This window comes from Rhodococcus sp. R1101 (assembly GCF_000278445.1).
Taxonomy (GTDB): Bacteria; Actinomycetota; Actinomycetes; order Mycobacteriales; family Mycobacteriaceae; genus Rhodococcus; species Rhodococcus gordoniae.
Genome location: NZ_AJVB01000172.1, coordinates 1 through 7,362 on the forward strand (window position 1 = coordinate 1; position 7,362 = coordinate 7,362).

Consider the following 7,362-nt stretch of genomic DNA (forward strand, 5'->3'; position numbering starts at 1 on the left):
ACTTCGGGGGAGGTGTTCATCGACGGAAGGACGAGGCAGATGCGGGTCGAGTTGCTCGACTCGCGAGGGACGGTCCTGTTCCGCCAGGTGCTCGATCCACCGTCCTGATCCCGCCCGCGCGGCGCGGGGCATACTGGATCGGTGATCACTCGAGCGATCGGAGCCGGTTCGCTCGTCCGCGACCTCGGCAACTGGCAGGATTCCGGGCAGTCGCATTCCCGTCGCTCCGCTCGCCCCGATCCCCGCCCTGCCTACCGGGCGCTCGCGGACAGCATCCGCCTGCTCGTGCACGACGGTCGTGTCCCGCTCGGGGTCGCCCTGCCCAGCGAGCGGGAACTCGCCGCAGCCCTGTCGGTGAGCCGCACCACCGTCGCGTCCGCCTACGCGGCGCTACGGGAAGAGGGTTATCTGCGCAGTCGACAGGGTGCCCGCAGCACCGTCGCGGTGCCCGCTCGCCGGGGCTCCGAGAACACCGGATCCCGGATGCCGGTCGGTCCGGCGATCGATCTGAGCAATGCCTCGCTACCCGCGCCTGCAACGGAGATCGAGGCGGCGTATGCGGCGGCGCTGCGGTCGATGTCGACCTATCTCGACTCGCACGGCATGGAACCGATCGGGGTGTCGGTGCTGCGCGAGGTCATCGCCCGTCGCTACCGCGAGCGTGGACTGCCCACCTCGCCCGATCAGATCATGGTCACCTCCGGGGCGCAGCACGCGATGCGCCTGCTGCTCGGTGTGTTCGACGATCCCGGCGACCGGGTGGTCGTCGACCACCCCACCTATCCCAATGCGCTCGAAGCGATCCGCCGATACGGCGCCCGTCCGGTGCCGGTTCCGGTGCGCCCGGAGAACGGCCCGCACGGCGGTTGGGATCTCGACGGTGTCGCCAGCGCCGTCCGGCAGACCGCCGCCCGCACCGCCTTCCTCGTCCCCGACTTCCACAACCCCACGGGTCTGTGCCTCGACGAGGACGGCCGTGCCGAACTGGCCCGCATCATGCGCGACACGCGGACCACGCTCGTCGTCGACGAGTCGATGGTCGATCTGTGGCTCGACGCCCCGCCGCCGCCGCCGGTCGCGGCGATGCCCGCCGGAGCGTCGGTGGTGACGGTGGGCTCGACGGCGAAGTCGCTGTGGGGCGGCCTGCGGGTGGGGTGGATCCGCGCCGACCGCGACACGATCGTCCGGCTGGCCGGAGCCCGGACTGCCGTCGACCTGGGCACCCCGGTCATGGAACAGCTTGCGGCCGCACATCTGCTCTCGGATGTCGACGAGCTGCTCGAACGCCGACGCGCCGGCTTGCGGGAGCGACGTCGTGCGCTGTGCGACGCCCTGGACCGGCGGTTACCCGACTGGGAGTACACACCGGGCCAGGGCGGGATGTCGCTGTGGGCGCGGATGCCCGAGCCGGTGTCGACCTCGCTGGCTGCGGCCGCACCGTCTCACGGCGTGCTGCTCTCGGCCGGTCCGCGTTTCGGCGTGCAGGGCGCGTTCGAGCACTTCGTACGCCTGCCGCATACGCAGGACGCGGAGGTCCTCGACGACGCCGTCGAGGCCATGGCCGCCGCCTACGACCAGGTGGCCTCCGGACGCACGCCCGACGAGGCGCGGCTCGTCGTCTGATCCTGTGCGCCAGGACGATCGTCGGAGCGTCGGCGGGCTCGGGCTGCCGGATCAGACCCAGAGGGTGTCGATGTCGGTGGCCTCGGCCGCCGGTGCCCCCGGCTCGCCGGCGGGTGTGCGGGAGAAGCGCGGCGCCGGTGCGTGCTGCACGGTGCCGTCGATCTCGATCAGCGATCCGCGGGCGACGAGATGCTCGTTCTTCTCCGCCTCGGCCCAGGTGAGGACCGGGGAGACGCAGGCATCGGTGCCGAGGAAGATCTCGGTCCACTCGTCGCGCGTCTTCGACAGGAACTTCTCGGTGAAGATCTTCTTCATCTCCGCCCAGCGGGAGGTGTCGAGCTGGTGCGGCAGGTCGGCCGGATCGAGCTCGAGGCCCTGCAGCAGCAGTGCGTAGAACTGCGGTTCGATGGAGCCGACGGCCATGTACTTGCCGTCCTTGGTCTCGTAGACGTCGTAGAACGGCGCGCCGGTGTCGAGCAGGTTGACGCCGCGCTCGTCCGACCACACACCGCGACCGCGGAACGCCCACATCATGTGCGAGAGCGCGAGGGCACCGTCGACCATCGCCGCGTCGACGACCTGGCCCTTGCCGGAGGTCTGCCGCTCGACGAGGGCGGAGAGGATGCCGAAGACGAGGAACATCGAACCGCCGCCGAAGTCGCCCACCATGTTCAGCGGCGGCACCGGACGCTCACCCTTACGGCCGATCGCGTGCAGCACACCGGTGAGCGAGATGTAGTTGATGTCGTGGCCGGCCGCGTTCGCGAGCGGGCCCTCCTGGCCCCAACCGGTCATGCGGCCGTAGACGATGCGCGGGTTGCGCTCGAGGACCACATCCGGTCCGAGACCGAGCCGTTCGGTCACGCCGGGACGGAAACCCTCGATGAGGACGTCGGCGCGCTCGAGCAGACCCAGGACCTTCTCGATGTCGGCGGGATCCTTGAGGTCGGCCTCCACGACGCGACGGTTGCGCTGAATCGGGTCGCGCTGTCCCGCCGGCGGGATCTCACCGGGGCGCTGCACGATGACGACATCGGCGCCGAGATCGGCGAGCAGGGTCGCGGCGTGCGGGCCGGGACCGAGCCCCTTGAACTCGACGACGCGGACACCCGCGAGCGGACCCTTCTTCTCAACAGCTTCAGCGGACACTCGACGAACCTCGCTCCGATGTGTAGGGACTGTCGCAACGGAGAGTACCTTAGCGAGCGTTCAGAATATGGTTCCGGTCACTGGGGTCCGGTCGCCGGGAGTTGATCACTCCTCGTAGAGGTCCGCCTCGCTCAGTCCGGTCGCCTCGAAGGCCTCGCCGAGATCCGCGTGGCGGACGACGGTGACCACCTGGTCGTCGACCACCCGGAAGGCGATCGCCTCCTCACGAGGACCCGGATCGGACGCCCAGGTCGCCGTCTCCTCGACCACCACGATTCCGTGGTGGACGAACAGGCGGCCCGGTTGCAGCGTGACCCCTGCCGTCGTCGCCCACTCGCGCAGTTCGTCGAGTCCTTGGTCCGGATCGTCGTCGGGGGTGGGGAGCACGATGTCGTCGCTCGACAACTGCACGAGCGTGTCGATGTCGTTGCTGTTCACAGCGTCGTGCCAGGCCAGGACCGTAGCGATCTCCGAGGTACTCATGATCGAGAGCCTAGTCGCCGGATCGCCGAGGTGGGGGCGTGAATCCGCCGAATCCGCTGTCGCACTCGGGCGCTCCGGAGCACAGTGGACGTATGACGATCACCGGCCAACTCGTGAGCTTCGTCCCGAGCACCGACCTCGACGTCTCGGAGATGTTCTACGTCGACACCCTGCGCTTCCGGAAGCTCTCCCGCGACCCCTTCGCGCTCGTCCTCGACGGAGGCGACGGCGCACCGGTCCGGGTGACCCTCGTGCAGTCGCGCGAGGAGACCGGTTACACCGTGCTGGGCTGGCGGGTATCCGATTTGGACGGCACCGTCGAACGACTGCGTGAGCACGGCGTGGAGTTCATCCGCTACAACGGCATGGATCAGGACGACCACGACGCGTGGACCGCGCCCGACGGTATGCGGGTCGCGTGGTTCCGCGACCCGCACGGCAACGTCCTGTCGTTGCTCGAACACCGCACCTGACGCGGCCTCAGCTTGCGAAGGCACCCCACAGGAAGCCGGCGAACAGCACCGCGAAGCCACCCATCTCACCGACGATCAGCGCGGCCATCGCCGGACCCGTCCCGCGCACCGGATGCGCGAACTGATTCGTGGTGTCGCGCAGCGCACCGTGCACGACATAGCTCGCGATCGCACCGACGAAGAACACCACGATCACCGCGGCCGCGGCGAGGTTCACTGCGGTAGGCCATGCGCTGAGCTCGACGAACACCGCGACCAGCAGCGTCGCGAAGGAGTACATCAGGGCCGATCGGTGGGCGATGTCGACGTACGGGTGCGCGAGGTGGTCGTCGGACGTCGCCATCTGCCGGTACTTCCACACGCCGAGAGCGAGCGCGAGGAGGAAGACCGCACCTGCGGCCGTCAATGTCAGTTCGGTGTCGACTCCCAGGACCATCGCGCCAGTATGGACGCATCACCTCAGCTGCAACCGCTGGTGTTCCCACAGGACGGGCAGGCGTGGCACGATCCGGCCCGTTGCATCTTCACCCCGCACTGCATGCAGTACGGCGCGTCCGGATTCGACGGTGACGGCGCGGCGAACCCCCCCGGGGAGTCCGCATGCGTGCTGCGCCGTGCGGTCGCCGGCGGATCGGGCTCACGCACCGGCGGCGTGCTCGTGTACGGCGTGAGCGTGGGAGTGTCGGGCACCGAACGCTCGGCGACGGTGAGGATGCCCAGTTCGGCGCGCTCGTCGGGTTCGAGATAGTCGACCGCCAGTCGCCGGAAGATGTAGTCGAGGATCGACGTGGCGATCCGCAGATCCGGATCGTCGGTGATCCCGGCCGGCTCGAAACGCGTACTCGTGAAGGCCCGGACGAAGGTGCGCAACGGAACCCCGTACTGCAGACCGTAACTGACCGACATCGAGAAGGCGTCCATGATGCCGGCGAGCGTCGAACCCTGTTTGGACACGCGCAGGAACATCTCGCCGGGACGCCCGTCGTCGTACTCGCCGATCGTGACGAAGCCCTTGCAGTCGGCCACCCGGAACTCGAACGTCCGCGAAGTGCGGGTACGCGGGAGCCGCTCGCGGCGAGGCGCCGCGGACGGGGCCGCCGCTTCTGCGACAGCAGGGCGCGACGACGTCGACAACGGTTGTCCCAGTTTGCAGTTGTCGCGGTAGATCGCGAGGGCCTTCACGCCCAGGCGCCACGCGTCGACATACATGTCGGCGATGTCGTCGACGGTCGCGGACTCGGGCAGGTTCACCGTCTTCGAGATCGCACCCGACAGGAGGGGCTGCACCGCGGCCATCATCGCGACGTGACCACGCGGCGAGATGACGTTGTCGCCCATGGAGGTCGCGAACACCGGTGCGTGCTCGTCGCGAACGTGCGGCGCGCCGGCGAGATCGTGGTGCAGATCGAGATGCGCGACGATGTCGGCGACGTCCGACGGGCCGTAACCCAGACGCGACAATGCGCGTGGCACACTGCGATTGACGATCGTGAGGCTGCCACCCCCGACGAGTTTCTTGGTCTTCACCAACGCCAGATCCGGTTCGATACCGGTGGTGTCGCAGTCCATCGCGAGTCCGATGGTGCCGGTGGGGGCGAGGACGCTGACCTGGCTGTTGCGCACGCCGTGGGCGGTGCCGTCGGTCACCGCACGATCCCACGCCCGCCGTGCGGCTTCGAGCACGTCGGCCGGGGCGAGATCGGCATCGATGTCGTCGAGTGCCCCTCGATGCTTGCCCAGCACGTCGAGCATCGGCGCGCGGTTCTCGTCGAACCCGTCGAACGGGCCGAGGCGCCGCGCCAGATCGGCCGAGACGGCGTAGGCGTGCCCGGTCATCAGCGCGGTGATCGCCGCCGCGGTCGCGCGGCCCGCTTCGCTGTCGTAGGGCAGGCCCGAAGCCATGAGCAGCGCACCGAGATTGGCGTAACCGAGCCCGAGTTGCCGGAACCGACGCGATGTCGCACCGATGCGCTCGGTGGGGTAGTCGGCGCGGCCGACGAGGATCTCCTGCGCGGTGAGCATCACCGCCACGGCGTGACGGAAACCGTCGACGTCGAAGGTGCCGTCCTCGCGGAGGAAGGTGAGCAGATTCAGACTCGCGAGATTGCAGGCCGAATCGTCGAGATGCATGTACTCCGAGCAGGGATTGGACGCGTTGATCCGTCCGGTCGCGGAGGCGGTGTGCCAGGCGTTGATCGTCGTGTCGTACTGGATGCCGGGGTCGGCGCATTCCCAGGTGGCGGATGCTATGCGTTGCAACAGCTCTCGCGCGCGCACCGTCCGGACGGTCTCGCCGGTCGTCACGGCGCGCAGGGGCCACTCGGCGTCGGCCACCACCGCGTGCATGAACTCGTCGGTCACGCGCACCGAATTGTTCGCGTTCTGGTACTGCACCGAATGGATGTCGGCGCCATCGAGGTCCATGTCGAAACCGGCCTCGGCGAGCACCCGCGCCTTGCGTTCCTCGATCGCCTTGCAGTCGACGAACTCCTCGACGTCGGGATGGCCGACGTCGAGGATCACCATCTTGGCGGCCCGCCGGGTCTTGCCGCCGGACTTGATCGTGCCGGCCGACGCGTCGGCGCCGCGCATGAAGCTGACCGGACCGGATGCGCTTCCACCGCCGGTCAGCGGTTCGGCCGACGAGCGGATCCGGGAGAGGTTCACCCCGGCTCCCGATCCGCCCTTGAAGATCACCGCTTCCTGGCGGTACCACTCGAGGATCGAATCGATACTGTCGTCGACCGACAGGATGAAACACGCACTGGCCTGCTGCGGAGTGTTCGGCACCCCGATGTTGAACCAGACGGGACTGTTGAACGAGGCCCGCTGGTGGATCAGCAGAAAGGTCAGTTCGGCGGCGAACGCCTCCGGGTCGTCGAGGTGGCCGTCGGTGTGCCCCCAGGCGGTGATCGTGTCGACGATGCGCGCGATCACGTCGCGCAGCGAATGTTCACGATCGGGGTGCCCGAGCTGCCCACGGAAGTACTTCTGCGTGACGATGTCGGTGGCGTTCTGCGACCAGAAGGCGGGGAACTCCACATCCGTCTGCTCGAAGACGACGCGCCCGGTGCCGTGGTGCACGATCCGCGCGTCGCGTCGCTGCCACTCGACCGTCTCGGCGGGATCGGCAGCGGGCGTCGTGAAGTACCGGACGTCGCCGCGCACCGCGGCGGAATCGGCGTCCGAAGCACTCTTCGGGCTGTGAGGCCTGGTACTGCTCATCGCGTCCTCCCGGGGGGCGTGGACCGGTGGCACATATAGTCCCACCATGCTGCCACCGCGTCCCGGTACTCCGCTGCCTTCCGCCCGCTCGGCCCGCCCGGTGGCGCCGTGAGTGCCGGGGGCGAACTGCTCGTCGGGCTGGCGATCCTCGTCGGCCTGCTCGGGATCGTGCTGCCGATCCTGCCCGGCGTCCTGCTGATCTTCGGTGCGATCGCCGTGTGGGCGTTCGTCACGGGAGGCACCACCGCGTGGGTCGTGCTCGGCGTGGCGACGGCGGCGTTGCTGGTCACCGGCATCGTGAAGTACACCTGGCCCGGGAAGCGACTGCAGCAGGCGGGAGTGCCGAACCGGTCGCTCATCCTCGCCGGGCTGCTCGGCATCGCCGGGTTCTTCGTCGTCCCCGTCGTCG

At 68.8% G+C, this 7,362-nt stretch carries 7 protein-coding genes; 3 read left to right on the forward strand and 4 right to left on the reverse strand.

The genetic code is table 11. The features are described from left to right. Positions 1-141: 141 nt before the first annotated feature. Positions 142-1,623: a MocR-like transcription factor YczR gene (yczR, locus tag R1101_RS0112460; RefSeq protein WP_016933749.1), complete on the forward strand. Its 1,482-nt coding sequence runs from the start codon at positions 142-144 to the stop codon at positions 1,621-1,623. Positions 1,624-1,674: 51 nt separating this feature from the next. On the opposite strand, the gene R1101_RS0112465 is transcribed toward yczR, so the two are convergent. Together R1101_RS0112465 and R1101_RS0112470 are read right to left on the reverse strand one after the other, a co-directional pair. Next, a complete protein-coding gene (locus R1101_RS0112465) occupies positions 1,675-2,772 on the reverse strand; it encodes a CaiB/BaiF CoA transferase family protein (RefSeq protein ID WP_016933750.1) in 1,098 nt (365 codons plus the stop codon). A 105-nt stretch (positions 2,773-2,877) separates the two neighbouring features. Beyond that, positions 2,878-3,255, reverse strand: a complete 378-nt coding sequence (locus R1101_RS0112470) for a nuclear transport factor 2 family protein (RefSeq protein WP_016933751.1) — start codon at positions 3,253-3,255, stop codon at positions 2,878-2,880. A 92-nt stretch (positions 3,256-3,347) separates the two neighbouring features. Between R1101_RS0112470 and R1101_RS0112475 the strand changes: the two genes are divergently transcribed. Then, complete coding sequence (locus tag R1101_RS0112475) at positions 3,348-3,728, forward strand: VOC family protein (protein WP_026003201.1); 381 nt, start codon at positions 3,348-3,350, stop codon at positions 3,726-3,728. A 7-nt stretch (positions 3,729-3,735) separates the two neighbouring features. Here R1101_RS0112475 and R1101_RS0112480 read toward each other — a convergent pair whose 3' ends face one another. Both R1101_RS0112480 and R1101_RS0112485 read right to left on the reverse strand, forming a co-directional pair. Next, on the reverse strand, positions 3,736-4,164 hold the full coding sequence (locus tag R1101_RS0112480) for a hypothetical protein (protein WP_016933753.1): 429 nt from the start codon (positions 4,162-4,164) through the stop codon (positions 3,736-3,738). Between the two features lie 23 nt (positions 4,165-4,187). Beyond that, positions 4,188-6,953 (reverse strand): vitamin B12-dependent ribonucleotide reductase, encoded by a 2,766-nt coding sequence (locus R1101_RS0112485; RefSeq protein ID WP_232284741.1) that lies wholly within the window; start codon positions 6,951-6,953, stop codon positions 4,188-4,190. Positions 6,954-7,061: 108 nt separating this feature from the next. Here R1101_RS0112485 and R1101_RS0112490 point away from each other — a divergent pair. After that, positions 7,062-7,362 (forward strand): DUF456 domain-containing protein (locus tag R1101_RS0112490; RefSeq protein WP_016933755.1); only part of this gene is annotated, 301 nt, incomplete at its 3' end.

Excerpts from the sequence above, each read along its gene's own strand:
- R1101_RS0112470 (WP_016933751.1), bottom strand. The coding sequence starts at position 3,255 with ATGAGTACCTCGGAGATCGCTACGGTCCTGGCCTGGCACGACGCTGTG.
- R1101_RS0112475 (WP_026003201.1), top strand. The coding sequence starts at position 3,348 with ATGACGATCACCGGCCAACTCGTGAGCTTCGTCCCGAGCACCGACCTC.
- R1101_RS0112480 (WP_016933753.1), bottom strand. The coding sequence starts at position 4,164 with ATGGTCCTGGGAGTCGACACCGAACTGACATTGACGGCCGCAGGTGCG.
- R1101_RS0112485 (WP_232284741.1), bottom strand. The coding sequence starts at position 6,953 with ATGAGCAGTACCAGGCCTCACAGCCCGAAGAGTGCTTCGGACGCCGAT.